The sequence below is a fragment of the Streptomyces clavuligerus genome (assembly GCF_005519465.1).
GTDB lineage: Bacteria > Actinomycetota > Actinomycetes > Streptomycetales > Streptomycetaceae > Streptomyces > Streptomyces clavuligerus.
In genome coordinates, this window is record NZ_CP027859.1 from 1,033,122 (window position 1) to 1,046,233 (window position 13,112).

14 protein-coding genes are annotated in these 13,112 nt (G+C 68.9%); all 14 read left to right on the forward strand.

What is annotated here, in order from left to right; genetic code table 11:
* Nucleotides 1-35 precede the first annotated feature (35 nt).
* The 14 genes from CRV15_RS32770 to cnsA all read left to right on the forward strand — a co-directional run bounded on the left by CRV15_RS32770 (nt 36) and on the right by cnsA (nt 12,952).
* On the forward strand, nt 36-1,115 hold the full coding sequence (locus CRV15_RS32770; protein WP_003952905.1) for a glycosyltransferase family A protein: 1,080 nt from the start codon (nt 36-38) through the stop codon (nt 1,113-1,115).
* Between the two features lie 33 nt (nt 1,116-1,148).
* Entirely contained in the window at nt 1,149-1,898 is a 750-nt protein-coding gene (gene pgl, locus CRV15_RS32775) for a 6-phosphogluconolactonase (protein WP_230864300.1), read from the forward strand.
* Entirely contained in the window at nt 1,895-2,941 is a 1,047-nt protein-coding gene (locus CRV15_RS32780; protein WP_003952907.1) for an ROK family protein, read from the forward strand. Before pgl ends, CRV15_RS32780 begins: the two co-directional genes overlap by 4 nt.
* A 9-nt stretch (nt 2,942-2,950) precedes the next feature.
* Complete coding sequence (locus CRV15_RS32785; RefSeq protein ID WP_003952908.1) at nt 2,951-4,078, forward strand: sedoheptulose 7-phosphate cyclase; 1,128 nt, start codon at nt 2,951-2,953, stop codon at nt 4,076-4,078.
* Complete coding sequence (locus tag CRV15_RS32790) at nt 4,075-5,160, forward strand: MDR/zinc-dependent alcohol dehydrogenase-like family protein (protein WP_003952909.1); 1,086 nt, start codon at nt 4,075-4,077, stop codon at nt 5,158-5,160. Before CRV15_RS32785 ends, CRV15_RS32790 begins: the two co-directional genes overlap by 4 nt.
* Nucleotides 5,154-6,227, forward strand: coding sequence for an alcohol dehydrogenase catalytic domain-containing protein (locus CRV15_RS32795; RefSeq protein WP_003952910.1), 1,074 nt, complete (start codon nt 5,154-5,156; stop codon nt 6,225-6,227). Before CRV15_RS32790 ends, CRV15_RS32795 begins: the two co-directional genes overlap by 7 nt.
* A complete protein-coding gene (locus CRV15_RS32800; RefSeq protein ID WP_003952911.1) occupies nt 6,224-7,333 on the forward strand; it encodes a DegT/DnrJ/EryC1/StrS family aminotransferase in 1,110 nt (369 codons plus the stop codon). The genes CRV15_RS32795 and CRV15_RS32800 overlap by 4 nt, the downstream gene beginning before the upstream one ends.
* Complete coding sequence (locus CRV15_RS32805; protein WP_003952912.1) at nt 7,330-7,983, forward strand: ribulose-phosphate 3-epimerase; 654 nt, start codon at nt 7,330-7,332, stop codon at nt 7,981-7,983. Before CRV15_RS32800 ends, CRV15_RS32805 begins: the two co-directional genes overlap by 4 nt.
* Complete coding sequence (locus tag CRV15_RS32810; protein ID WP_003952913.1) at nt 7,980-8,651, forward strand: HAD-IA family hydrolase; 672 nt, start codon at nt 7,980-7,982, stop codon at nt 8,649-8,651. The genes CRV15_RS32805 and CRV15_RS32810 overlap by 4 nt, the downstream gene beginning before the upstream one ends.
* Nucleotides 8,648-9,877: a GNAT family N-acetyltransferase gene (locus CRV15_RS32815; RefSeq protein WP_003952914.1), complete on the forward strand. Its 1,230-nt coding sequence runs from the start codon at nt 8,648-8,650 to the stop codon at nt 9,875-9,877. Before CRV15_RS32810 ends, CRV15_RS32815 begins: the two co-directional genes overlap by 4 nt.
* A gap of 51 nt (nt 9,878-9,928) precedes the next feature.
* On the forward strand, nt 9,929-10,924 hold the full coding sequence (locus tag CRV15_RS32820) for a GHMP family kinase ATP-binding protein (RefSeq protein ID WP_003952915.1): 996 nt from the start codon (nt 9,929-9,931) through the stop codon (nt 10,922-10,924).
* A 178-nt stretch (nt 10,925-11,102) separates the two neighbouring features.
* Complete coding sequence (locus tag CRV15_RS32825) at nt 11,103-11,597, forward strand: NUDIX hydrolase (protein WP_003952916.1); 495 nt, start codon at nt 11,103-11,105, stop codon at nt 11,595-11,597.
* 58 nt (nt 11,598-11,655) lie between these two features.
* Nucleotides 11,656-11,940: a VOC family protein gene (locus tag CRV15_RS32830; protein ID WP_003963389.1), complete on the forward strand. Its 285-nt coding sequence runs from the start codon at nt 11,656-11,658 to the stop codon at nt 11,938-11,940.
* 19 nt (nt 11,941-11,959) lie between these two features.
* Nucleotides 11,960-12,952: a 1,8-cineole synthase gene (gene cnsA, locus CRV15_RS32835; protein ID WP_003952918.1), complete on the forward strand. Its 993-nt coding sequence runs from the start codon at nt 11,960-11,962 to the stop codon at nt 12,950-12,952.
* Nucleotides 12,953-13,112: the final 160 nt, after the last annotated feature.

Sequence of the window (13,112 nt, forward strand, 5' to 3'; positions counted from 1 at the left end):
CATCCCGATGAAATCGTCCGGTGAAAGGCACAGCTGTGTACTTGGATCTCGAAGAGCTTGTTGCGGGAGCGTTCGTAGCCGGTAAAGATATGAATTCCAGGGAATATTGCCCGCCCTACTGGGACAGCAGTCTTCCGCTCTATGAGCGTGCCATTCAGGAGATCGAGAAGATCCGTTCGGCCGTTCACTGGTTCCCGGCCTTCGAGAGGGAACTCCCTCCCGAGGCCGTGTACAGCAGCCTTATATCCGCACTGGGGAAGGCAAGAGACGATGGTGCGCTCCCGGCGGGGCTTGTCCACCGTCTTGCCGACTTGCCGGAGAATATCCGCCTTGTGTATTTTTCGGGAGATCCCGGTGAACTGTCGTCACCCCGTCGAATCGGTCTCCCTCCTGAGGGAAAACCCGCCGGACAGGTGCATGTGGTGGTGCCCTTCCGGGCGCGTCACTCCACTCTGCGTCTGCGGAACATCCTGGCCTGCCTGCACTCTGTCCGCTCGCAGTCCGATGCGAACGTAAAATTCTATGTGACGGTGGTGGAGAGCGATGAAAGTCCGGTACATCGGGACCGTCTGGAACCCTGGGTGGACAATTATGTCTTCCAGTACCAGCCCGGACCCTTCAACAAGTCTGCTTCCCTTAATGCAGGTGTGGCTTGCACCAAGGAGGACAGCGATGTCCTGTGCCTTTTGGATGCAGACATAGTGGTGGACCGGGAGTTTGTCTCACGTATATTGTGCGAGTCACAGAATGCAAGTGCTTTCCTTCCCTATGAAGATGCGTTCTACCTCGATCTCGAATCGTCCTCCCGTGTGGTCGACGGCCTCGATGCCGACGGGGCGGATTTCGTGGGAACCCTGTCCGGGTGTCTGCTGCGCCGTCCCCCCGGTGGGTGTGTCGTCGTATCGAGCGAACGATTCCGCTCCGTCGGAGGGTTCGATCCCTCTTTTGTGGGCTGGGGTGGTGAGGACCGAGATTTCATCACTCGCCTTGAACGGGAAAGCCCCGTTCCGAGAACGCCTCACACCCTGCTCCATCTGATGCACGAACGCCCGGAGATGGCCAACGCGGCACCGAGGGCGACGCATGATCCGCAGGCACCGGGTGCCTTGGCGTAGACCGAACAACAGGAAGACTTCATGGAGCCCCACATGACTTCGCAGCCTGTAGGACGACCCCGCGTCTCGGTGGTCGAAACCGTCGAACGCATGGCCCGCGACGCGTCCACGGCGATCGCACGGCATATCGGCCAGACCCTTGAACAGCGAGATATCTGTGTCCTCGCACTGACGGGCGGCAGCACCCCGGCGGCGACCTACGAACAGCTCGCCCGTATGCCCGTGCCGTGGGAACGAGTGCACATCGTGCAGACGGACGACCACATCACCGATGAGGCGCACGGGCCGTCATGGCAGGTCATCCGGAAGCATCTGCTCGATCCTGCCGCGGTACCCGCGGGGAACCGGCACCCCATGCCCACGGGGTCACGTCCGGACCCTGGTGACGCAGCCGAGTCCTACGCCCGTCTTCTCGGTCTCCTCCTGGTCGGCGGCGCCCCCGATGTCGTGGTCGCGGGCTTGGGGGAGGACGGCCACACTGTTTCCCTGTTCCACGGCGACCCCGCGCTGGAGACGGACGACTGGGTCGCTGTCACCCAGCCCTACCAGAACACCGTCCGCATGACGCTCACCCTTCCCGTCCTCAGCGGGGCCGGTCTCCGTATGGTGCTCGCCGCCGGTGGAGGCAAGGCATCAGCTGTGCGCGCGCACCGCCAGGGAGACGATCCCCGACTGGCCGCCCTTCGGGGGCTGTTGGGGCCGGACGGGACGTTGCTGGTGGACAGGGCGGCATTCGGCCCGGAGGCACCGGTGGCGGACCCGCACGCTCCGCCGCCGCGGTGAACTCCACCGACGGCTCGGCGGGGCGCGTCCTCTGCCTCGATCTCGGTGGAACCTGGTTCCGGTCCGCGGTACTGGACGGGAACAACGAACTCCATCTGCTGACGCGCACGCCCGCGCTCTCCGTCCACACCCATGCCCAACCGCCCGAAGTCCTCCAGGAACTGCTGGTCGAGCACATCGTGGCAGCGGCCCGTACGGCCCGGACGGACCACGACTGCTCGGCCGTCGCGATATCCCTCGGCGCCGCGATGAACGGGCGTTCCGGCCTGGTGCTCGGCAGCGGCCCGCTCTGGGGGCCGGGCCGGTACCCCCTGCCCCTCGCGGAGATCCTGCGGGCCCGGCTGCCGGGCCTGTGCGTAGGTGTGATCAACGACGTCTCCGCACTCGCCCACGCGGTCCGGTCACAGGGCGGACACCCGCCCGGTACCCGCAAGGCCGCCGCCGTCACGATCAGCAGCGGAATCGCCAGTCGCACCATCCACCTCGACCGCGGGACCATCCCTCTCGATGAACGACACGGAATGCAGGGGGAGATCGGCCATCTGCCTGTTCCGGTCCGATGGCGTGACCGTGTCCTCCGGACCGTTTGCGACTGCGGTGGTGCCGACCATGTGAGCGCGGTCTCCTCAGGGCGGGGAATCGCCGCACTCCTGAACTCCCTCCCCGAGGCGGCCCCCTTCCGCGTCGGTGATCCCCGCACCACCCTCGGCCTCTTCACCCGCCGGGTCTCGCAGAGCGACCCGCTCGCGAGGGAGCTGCTGGACCTGTTCACCCTCCCGCTGGCGCACGTACTGCTCCACCAGGCCACGCTCGACCCCGAAGTCTCCGCCACCTATCTGTTCGGCGGTGTGGTCGAAGGTCTGGGCGATCCATACCTGCACAGCCTGCTCAGAAACCTGAACACCCTGGGTCTGTACGAGATATCCACCGAGGACGACACCTATTTCGCCCGACGGGTCTTCCGCGGAGCCGACGACGGTCTGGCGGCGCTCCGAGGCGCAGGGCTTCATCTGCGGCGGACCCGGGTCACATATAACCCGTGAGGAGTCATTATGGCCTGGACGGTGCGATCCACACAGGACGTCACCTACCGAGTACAGCAGACCGATTCGATCTTTGACCCGGGCAACAGCACCCTGGCCGATGTGGCCGGCCTCCAGCAGCGCAGCCGTCGCCTCGTCGTCGTCGACCGCAATGTGGACCGGCTGTTAGGCAGGGCGATACGCGGCTACTTCACCGCCTGGGGGCACGACCACGCCACCTTCCTCGTCCTGGAGCCGAACGAGGCGGCGAAGTCCAGCGACGCCCTGCTGTCGATCGCTCAGGCCGCCGACCGCGCCGGCATCAAACGACGGTCGGAACCGATTGTCGCGATCGGCGGCGGGGTGGTCACCGACCTCGCGGGACTCGCCGCCAGCCTCTACCGGCGCGGCACGCCTTTCGTACGTATCCCGACGACACTGATCGGCCTGGTCGACGCCGCCGTCGGCGCCAAGACGGCGATCAACTTCAACGGCCACAAGAACCGGCTGGGCACCTACTTCCCAGCCACCCACACACTGCTCGACCACTCACTGCTCAGAACCCTGCCCGAGCGGCACATCCGCAACGGGCTTGCCGAGATCATCAAGATGGCCGTCATGAAGGACAGCACCCTGTTCTCCCTCGTCGAGCAGGACGCCGACCAGCTCGTCGACCGCCGATTCGACACCCCCCTCGCACAGCAGGTCATCGAGCGCAGTGTCTCCGGCATGCTGGAGGAGCTCGAACCGAACCTGTGGGAGCACGACCTCAAGCGACTGGTCGACTTCGGCCACACCTTCAGCCCCGTGATCGAGATGCGCGCGGAACCCCAGCTTCTGCACGGCGAAGCCGTCTCGATCGACATGGCCCTGTCCTGCGCCATTGCCCACGACCGCGGAATCCTCGGGCGCGAGGCGACGATGCGCGTCATCGGGCTGCTCCACAGGGTCGGCCTGCCCACATGGCACCCCGTGTGCGACCTCAGTCAGCTGTGCAGCGGTCTTGAGGACTCCGTCCGGCACCGTGACGGCCACCAGCACCTCCCCGTTCCCACCGGGATAGGACGGGCCCGCTTCCTGGAGGACGTCACCCCCGAGGACCTCGGACGCGCCACCACCCTGCTGGCGGACCTCGCTCTGGAATCGGCCGGCCGGTGAGCCCCGAAGCCACCAGGGCCGACCTGCGCATCCTGCGCGCCGGGGTATGCGGCACCGACCTTCAGATACACCGCCGGGTCCGGTCCGACCAGGCCCGGATACTGGGACACGAAGGCGTGGCCGAGATCCGCGGGGAACCCGGCACGCCTCGCCGCTTCGCCCTCTTCAACCCGGTCGACCCGACCGACCAGGAGCGCATCCTCGGACACAGCTACGACGGGATCTTCCAGCGGACCTACTCGGCGGACAGCGCACCGGGGGAGGGGCCGGACCTGTGCCCGGCGGCACCCGAACTCATCGCGGACCTGGCCGCTCTGACGGAACCGCTGGCAACGGTTCTGTACGGCTGGGACCTGGTCTCCGCGGCGGGGCGAATCCAGACCGTGGCCGTCTGGGGCGCGGGGACCGCTGGGCTCCTCGCCGCCCTCGTGGCCGAACTCCACGGCTGCGCGGTGGAGGTGATCCACCACCGCCCTGCCCGGCTGGAGTATGTCGAACGCCGGGGCCTGCTCCACCGGAGCAGGCTCAGAGGGCCCCGGCGCGGGGTGCCCGCGGCGGACGGTCTCTTCGACGCGGCCTTCCTCTGTCTGCCCAGGGAAGCGGCGGGCGCGGGACTGGCCGAAGCGGTCGGTGCCGTGCGCGCCGACGGGGTCATCGACCTGTTCGGGGGCTTCGGCCCGGGGGACACCCACGAACGGCTGCCCGGCTGCGACCTCGGCTCGATCCGCCGGGGCAATGTGTGCGGACACCCGGCTGCCGGAGCCGTGCGCGACACCAGGAGCGACGACGGCAAACCACTCAGGCTCACCGGGCACCGGGGCACCTCCCCCGCACATCTGGAACGCGCACAGCGGCTTCTGCTCCAGGAACCGGAGCGATTCGGCGCCCTGGTCACCCACGTGGTCTCCCTCGACGGTCTGGAAACGTGCCTCGCCACGATGTCGGCCGCCAGCGGACCGTCCACCCTTCTCGGGGAGTACATCAAGGTGGTCGTCGACCCCACCCTTGACCATGCCTTCTCCCGGTCCCCCGATCTCACCACCCCACTGGGCGCACTGAGTGAGGTGACCACCGCATGGTGAGCACCTATCGCCGACTGGAACACCGTGACGCCACGGTGCGCCTGACCCACGCGGAGATCGGCTCCCACCCGGAGGCCGAGACCACCGTGCTGCTGGCTCCCGACGCCATCGGTGTGTGCCGATCCGATCTGCGGGAGATCAACGGGACCCGGCACCTGCGGAGAGACTTCGGACACGAGATCGTCGGCACGGTCGTGTCCAGCGATCCACCAGGAACCGTCCCCACGGGACAGCGGGTGGTCCTCGATCCCCATCCGGCAGTGGGCCGCACCTCAGGATTTGCCGATCTGGTCGAGATCTGGGGCAGCCGGAGCGACGTCACGGCAGCGCTGGTCCCCCTGCCCGAAACCAGCGGGACGGTCCGCTCGGTGTTCGTCGAACCCCTGGCCTGTGTCTGCCACTGTCTGGGACGCCTGGACAGCGCGACCCAGGAGGCCGGCGCGGACCCGATCGGACCTGTCGCGATCCTCGGCGCCGGTATGGCGGGCACCCTGATGGCCACCGTGCTCGACACGAGCTCGGTACCGGTGACACTGATCAACCGCAGCCGTGGACGTCTGTCGTTCCTGATCGACCGCGGAGTGCTGCCACCGGCGGCGCTCCACACCGCGGACGGCCCGCTGGGGCCGGCGGTGCCACGTGTCATCGTCGCCACCGCGGCCACCGACACCGGCCTCCTCGACCTGGCCGCCGAACGCGTCACCCCCGGGGGCGTCGTGCTGCTCTACGCGGGAACCCGGCCGGGACAGACCTACGCGGGCGTCGACCTCGACAGCCTGCGCAGGGAGGAACGGACCGCTCGCATCACACGGGCAGGGAAGAGCTTCCACATCGTCGGGTCGCACGGAGCGACCCGCGAGGACTTCGTACGGGCCATACATCTGCTCGATCCACGCACCCCGGGCCGCCAGGAGCTCCCACGGCGTCTCGACCGCATGGTCACCACCGTGCTCTCCCTCGACGAGAGCGCCGACCTGCTCAACCGACTGGCCCGGGGCCCCTTCATGGGCAAGGCCGTCATCCTGCCAAGCCCATCCCCGGACTCGACCAAGGGACTCGGTCAGTGATCGTCACCAAGTACCACCACGAAGGTCAGTTCCCCGACCTCCCCGCCCTTCTCACCCAGCTCGACGGGCTGCTGCGCTCGGGGGAGTACATCCTGAGCGCCCCGGTGGAACAGTTCGAGGAAGACTTCGCCGCGTATGTCGGAACCCGCCACACCGTGGGCGTCAACTCGGGAACGGACGCCCTCGTCCTCGCCCTGCGCGCCCTGAGCGTCGGCCCCGGCCATGAAGTCATCACCGTCGCCAACACCTTCCACGCCAGCGCGCTGGCCATCACCTCGGTCGGCGCCCGACCCGCCCTGGTGGACTGCACACCGGACGACTTCCTGATGGACCTCGATCGTGTCGAAGCGGCCATCAACGAGAAGACCAGGGCCATCCTCGCCGTCCACCTGTTCGGCAAAGCCCTGGACATGGACCGCCTGCGGGACATCGCGGACCGCCACGGACTGGCCGTGGTCGAAGACTGCGCGCAGGCCGTCGGAGCACGCTGGGCCGGGCGGCGCGTGGGCTCCTTCGGGGACGCGGGCTGCTTCAGCTTCCACCCGTCCAAGAACCTGGCGGCGGCGGGAGACGCCGGAGCCGTCACCACCGACCGGGCCGACATCGCGGACGCCCTGCGCGTACTGCGCGGACTCGGCCAGCGGACACAGAACAACCACGTGGTCCGCGGCTACAACTCAAAACTCGACGCCGTTCAAGCCCTCGTCCTGCGGCACAAGCTCAGCAGACTGGACGCGTGGAACGACCGCCGCCGCGAACTGGCGGCCCGCTACTCCCAAGATCTGTCGCCCCACGCGGCCGTCCCGCCGCCGGCGGGCGAAGAACACGTCTTCCACCTGTACCAGGTCGCCGTACCCGGGCGGGACGCCGTACTCGCCGGACTGACCGCGGCCGGTATCGAAGCCATCGTCCGCTACCCGGTACCGATCCACCGGCAACCGGCCTTCGCCGACCTGTCACTCGGACAGAGCTTCCCCAACGCCGAACACCAGGCCGCGAACACCCTGTGCCTGCCCATCCACCCCGACCTGACGACCGCCGAACTCACCTATGTCATCGACCGGTTCAACGAGGCCGCCGCCACAACCCGAGGAGCACACCGATGACCCAGATACTTCCCGCCCTTCTCGGAGCCGACCCCCTCGCTCTGGGCGAGGCCATCGACGCGCTGGCCGACACCCGGGCGGACCTGCTGCACCTGGACGTCATGGACGGCGCCTTCGTCCCGGAGATCAGCTACGGCACCCGCACGATCGCCGCCGTCCGACGGCGGACGACCCTCCAGCTCGACGTGCACCTCCAGGTCGAGCGGCCCGAGACCTACCTGGACGCCCTCATCGAAGCCAGGACGGACCTCGTCACCGTCCACGTCGAGACCACACCTCACATATCGCGGCTGCTGCGCACGGTGACACAGGCCGGACTCCAGGCGGGAGTCGCCCTCAACCCGGGCACCCCCCTGGCACAGGTGGAAGAGGTCCTGGAGCAGGTCGTCCAGGTCACCGTCATGACGAGCAGCCCCGGCACCAGCGACTTCATGCCACACGTCCTGGACAAGATCCGCCGCCTGCGGACCCTCCTGGACTCGCGCGGCCTGAACCACCTGGCGATCGCGGCGGACGGAGGCGTGACCGTGGCCCGTGCCGGTGCGCTCCGCGCGGCAGGGGCGGACCGCCTCATCGCCGGCTCCGCCGTGTTCCAGGCGACCGGCGGGGTGGCCGCGGGAATCGAAGCACTCCGAGAGGCAGCTCAGTGATCCGCCTGACCGTCGGCGCCGTGCTCTTCGACCTCGACGGGGTACTCGTCGACAGCACCGAGGGCAACCGGCGGGCCTGGCACACCTGGGCGGCCTCCCACGGGATCGACGGCACAGCCACCTTCAGCGTGGGCCATGGTCTCCAGACCGTGGATCACATCCGCCTCGTCGCCCCCGGTCTCGCCACCCGGACGGAAGTGGAACGCCTGGACGCACTGGAGGAAGAGCATTCTGCCGCCGTCACCGCGCAGCGAGGCACCGAAGACCTGGCCTCCCGGCTGGCGGGGATGGACTGGGGGATCGTCACCTCCTGCTCCTCGCGCGCCGCCGCCCAGCGACTGGCGACCGCCGGACTGCCGTACCCCCCGACCCTGGTGTGCGCCGATGACGTCTCCGAGGGCAAACCCTCGCCCGAGGGCTACCTCCTCGGCGCGCGGCGGCTGGGGGCCGACCCTTCGGCGGTCGTCGTGTTCGAGGACGCACCGGCGGGTGTGACGGCGGCCAAGAAGGCGGGCATGCGCGTCGTGGCACTGACCACCACCCACGCCTCGGCCCGGCTGACGGCTGCCGACTGGCAGGTCGAAGACCTGTCCGGCGTGGGTTTCGACACCAGGGTGAACGGCCGCGAACACACCCTCACCCTCCACGCGCCAGGGGAACGCGCGTGATCGAGCGAGGAACGCTGACCGACGAGTTCGTCCGCTTCAACAAGGCGTCGCTACGCCTGCACTACGGCATCCACCACAGTGACGCCACCATCCAGACCAAGCTGGGCCTGGCGGAACCGAAAGGCTTTCTGACCGTCCACGACCAGGAGATCGTCGCGGGAGCGGTCGGCTATCGGTGGCCCATCACCCTGCGACGGCACCGCGCGCTTCCCGCGGCGGGGATCGGGGAGATCGCGGTCCTGCCGTCCCATCGGCGGCGCGGGCTGCTGCGCGCGCTCCTGCGGGAACACCTCCGGGAGTCCGCGGAGGAGGGCTGCGCCGTCGCGGTGCTCAACGCCAGCGAAGGAGGTATCTACGGCAGGTTCGGATATGCCCCGGTGACCGCGGACTGCACCCACTCCTGGGACACCCGGGGTGCGGGGCTGAGGCCGTCACCGTCCGGCCCGGCACCGGGGTACACCGTCGACATGCCCGGCGCGGAGCTCCTTCGGACCGTCCTCCCGGGTCTGTTCGCCGCGTACCAGCGAGCCACCCCCGGGGAGCTGGAACGATCCGCTCCGTGGTGGCGCGCCCGCTGGGACAGCCCGGAAGCGGTCGGCGCCGCGCAGGACACACACCATGTACTGGTGCGCGCCCCGGACGGAACCGCCTCGGGTTACGCCTGCTGGCACCGGCCCACCGCCTGGAGCCTCGGTTCCGGCGCGGGGCCGGTCGTCGTGGAAGAGCTGGTCGCACTCGACCATCACACGGTGCGGGCCCTTCTGACCTGCTTCGCGGAGCTGGATCTCTGCTCCGAGGTCATCTTGCGGCGCAGACCACTGGCGGACCCGGTACGCCGACAGCTCGACGACCCCCGGCGCATGCGCGTGGCCGAGGTGAACGACCGTCTGTGGGCCCGGGTCCTCGACGTACCGGCGGTGGCGGAGGCATGCCTCACCCTCCTCGACGCACCGCTCACCCTCCTGGTCCATGACACGGACGGACGCCCACCCGCGCAGTGGGACATCGTCCCGGGCGCGGACGGTCCGCGGTGCGTCGGCTCCGTTCGGCGCGCCGTGGACCTGGAGCTGGCGATCGACGACCTCACCGCCGTCCTGCTGGGTGCGGCGACCGCGCCCGAACTCGCCGCAGTCGGCCGGGTGGTGGAGCACACCGACGGCAGCACCCTCATCCTGGCCCGTGCCCTCGCCGCGAGCAGCCGACCACACTGCTCGACGGCCTTCTGAGCGGGCCCGGCACCGACCTCAGCGACCCATCGACAGGGAGAGAGCCTCTCTATGTCCATGACTTCCGCCATCACGCACACACCTACCCGAGCCTGCCTCGCCGGGGAGGATCTTGACTGGCTGGGCCATCGATCCGTCTGCGTGGCGGCCGATCTGCCCACCCGGATTCAGGTGGCGGCGAGCGGTGCCCAAGATCCTCACCCGGAGGTCGAAGCCACCGCCACCGCTGTGTGGAACCATATGCGTCGCTCCCTGCCTGGTCCCACCGTCACACGACGGCCCGCGGTGTCGGTCGACGCGTCCGCGCCACTGGCGAGCGGCCTGTCCTCGTCCTCGTCCCTGGTGATCGGGCTCCTGCGGGCTTTTGCCCGGTATCTGGGGGTCGAGGTCGACGGGGCCGCGCTGCTGGAGTGGTCCTACACCTATGAGTACGAGATCTACCACGGAGGAGGCATGGACCAGACGTCGATCATCGCGGGCGGCGCGGTCCGTACCGAGGGCCGTGACGGCTCCGTGCCGGTCCTGACCGGCTGCGTTCCCTTCCCGGAGGAGTGGCGGATCGTCGTCGTCGACTCGGCCACACCCAAGTCGACCGTCCGGCACCTCGCCGACGTGCGCCGTCAGAGCCAGGAAGGCGATCGCCGTCTCGACGACTACATCACCGCGGCGGACCGGTGTGCCGCTCAGGTCTGGTCGGCGATCGCGGACTCCGACCTGACGCTGCTGGGGTCGGCCATGGAACAGGCCCACACCGCCATGCGGGACATCCAGCACATGTCGTCCTCCGTTCTGGAGGACATCCGGCAGATCACCCGGCGAACGGTCGGGCTGCCGCTCAAGGTGACCGGTGCCGGTGGCGGCGGCTCGATGATCGGCGTGTGCCCGAGGGGGGACGCGGGGGAGATCCAGCGGTCGCTCTCCCGGAGCCTGAAGGAGGCGTACCCCCGGGCACAGGTCCTGATCGCCGATGCCGTGCCGGTCACGGGGGAACTGGAGGTCGCGCGGCCGCACACCCGGTCCGGGGCCACCGGCTTGATCCTGAAGTGATCGTTTCGGGGGTGTTGTCCCTGGCGGTCGGTGAGGTGGTCTGCCCGTTCGGGCGGGTCGGGCGGGTCTGCCCGTTCGGGTGGGTCGGGCAGGTCCGGCGGGGCGGGCAGGGAAGGTGAGGCCCCCATGTGCCGTGTTCCGCCCCTGCCCGTCCATAAGACATCTAAGGTGTGATCGCATGACCACCCCTGAATTCATCCTGCGGCTCCGCGAATTCATCGGCCACGATCCGCTCTGGCTGTCCGGCGTTACCGCGGTCGTGCTCGACGGAGAACGCGTGCTGCTGAACCGGCGTACGGACACCGGGAGGTGGGCGCTTCTGCACGGCATCCTGGAGCCGGGCGAGCAACCGGCCGCGGCTGTGGCCCGTGAGGTGTACGAGGAGACCGGCATCGTGGTGAGCCCCGAGCGGATCACCAGCGTCTACACGCTTCCGCCGATGGTGTGCGACAACGGCGACCAGGCCCAGTACCTCGACATCACCTTCCGCTGCCGCGTGGTCTCCGGCACGGCGCAGGTCAACGATGACGAGTCCCTCGACGTGGCGTGGTTTCCCCTGGACGCGCTTCCTGAGCTTCCCGAGAACGACAGACTCCTGCTGTCCAAGGCGACCGGGGACGGCGCCGAGCCGTGGTTCGACGGCCTGTCCCCGGCGACCGCCGGGCAGAGCTGACCCGGCCCTGAGACACCCACCCGGCGGGCAAGAGATCCGCCCCGTCCTGGGAGCAGCCGTGATCACAAACCTGATCGTCATCTACACCGACCAGCTCGAAGCCTGCCGGGACTTCTACTCCCGTCTCGGCCTGGACCTCCAGCGGGAGCAGCACGGCACCGGCCCGGAACACTACGCCGCCGAACTCGACGGCGGAACGGTGTTCGAGCTGTACCCGGCTGGCCGTCGCCCCGCCACCGGTTACCTCCGTCTCGGCCTCACCGGAACGGGGCGGAGCGGCCACGCCCCCGGCCGGAGCACCCTGACCGACCCCGACGGCCGCACCGTCGTCCTCGCCGTCTGAGACCACAGGAGCAGCGCACATGCCCGCCGGCCACGAAGAGTTCGACATACCCTTCCCGTCCCGAGTGAACCCCTTCCACGCCCGGGCCGAGGACCGCCATGTGGCCTGGATGCGCGCCATGGGTCTGATCACCGGCGACGCCGCCGAAGCGACGTACCGCCGCTGGAGTCCCGCCAAGGTCGGAGCCCGCTGGTTCTATCTCGCACAGGGTGAGGACCTGGACCTGGGCTGCGACATCTTCGGCTGGTTCTTCGCCTATGACGACCACTTCGACGGACCCACCGGCACCGATCCCCGGCAGACCGCCGCGTTCGTGAACCGCACCGTGGCCATGCTCGACCCCCGCGCCGACCCGACCGGCGAGCACCCCCTCAACATCGCCTTTCACGACTTATGGCAACGTGAGAGCGCCCCCATGTCCCCCCTCTGGCAGCGGCGTGCCGTCGACCACTGGACGCAGTACCTCACCGCCCACATCACCGAGGCGACCAACCGCACCCGCCACACCAGTCCCACCATCGCCGACTACCTGGAGCTGCGCCACCGCACCGGCTTCATGCCCCCGCTGCTCGACCTGATCGAACGGGTCTGGCGCGCCGAAATCCCCGCCCCCGTCTACACCACCCCCGAAGTGCAGACCCTTCTCCATACGACCAACCAGAACATCAACATCGTCAATGACGTCCTGTCCCTGGAGAAGGAAGAAGCCCACGGCGACCCGCACAACCTCGTCCTGGTCATCCAGCACGAGCGGCAGAGTACCCGACAGCAGGCCCTCGCCACCGCCCGGCGCATGATCGACGAGTGGACCGATACCTTCATCCGCACCGAACCCCGGCTCCCCGCCCTCTGCGGCCGCCTCGGCATTCCTCTCGCCGACCGCACATCCCTCTACACCGCCGTCGAAGGCATGCGCGCCGCCATCCGCGGCAACTACGACTGGTGCGCCGAGACCAACCGCTACGCCGTTCACCGCCCCACCGGCACGGGGCGGGCCACCACCCCTTGGTGACCCGCCCGTCCCTCCGCCCCCAGGGCCCCGCCGACCGCTGCCGCAGGGCTCCGGCTCCCCCGGGAGGGAATCCCCGCCCACCCCGATATGAAGAGAAACTGATGATGTGTCAGGGGCTGGCGCGACTCCCGATTGGCGAGAATGGCGTGTTGCCCACCGG